The organism is Chromobacterium piscinae, from assembly GCF_021129175.1.
Lineage (GTDB): Bacteria > Pseudomonadota > Gammaproteobacteria > Burkholderiales > Chromobacteriaceae > Chromobacterium > Chromobacterium piscinae.
This window is the reverse complement of record NZ_JAJOHV010000078.1, coordinates 1-701: the sequence shown is the minus strand read 5'-3', so window position 1 is coordinate 701 and position 701 is coordinate 1. Positions and strand designations below refer to the sequence as shown.

The following is a 701-nucleotide window of genomic DNA, read 5'->3' as shown; positions in this document are numbered from 1 at the left end:
ACGCGCAGCCAGCAGGAGGATTTATCGTCGAGGCCGGCGCCGATGGTCGGGTGTTCGTCCGGCCGCTGCCAGTGGAACTGCACCTTGATCCGGCCCTGGGTGTCGGTGTGGACTTCTTCGCCGGCGGGGCCGACCACGGTGGCGGTCTGCACGCCCAGGCTGGTGGGCTTGGCCAGTTCAGTACCGGCATAGGCCGGCGTCAGCGGGATGCCGCGGCGCTGGGCCTGGATGCGGGTGGCGAACGGGGCGTCGGCCTGGTCGCCCGCCGGCAGGATGGATTTGAGCTCGGTCGGCAGGTTGTTGCGCACCTGCAGCGTCTGGCCGGTGACGACGAATTCGCGCTGCTCGTGGCTGTCGCCATCGTGCGCCGGGTGGTCGTCCAGGCGGAACCACTGGCCGGCGGTCAGGCCGCGGATGGAGCCGCCGCCTTCGAATTGCTTGGCTTGCAGATCGTGCGCCTGCTGGCGCAGCCGGGCATAGTGCGATAGCTGGTCGGCGTCGCCGGCGTAGTACAGGCCCTGCGGATCGTAGTCCTGCAGGCTGGATTGCAGCGCCTGGCCGCCCTGGCCCTGGTCGATCTGGCTGCTGTCGCCGGTGTGTTGGGTGGACACCGGCTGGTAGTCGAAGGTGGCCAGCGCCACGTTGCCGGGCACGATCTGGCGGCTGGCGTTCCAGGCTGTGAGGCCGTCTTCTTCTTCGGT

1 protein-coding gene is annotated in these 701 nt (G+C 69.3%); it reads right to left on the bottom strand.

Translation table 11 applies throughout. The features are described from left to right. A partial coding sequence (locus tag LQR33_RS18480; protein ID WP_269326281.1) for a contractile injection system protein, VgrG/Pvc8 family occupies positions 1-701 on the bottom strand: 701 nt, incomplete at both ends.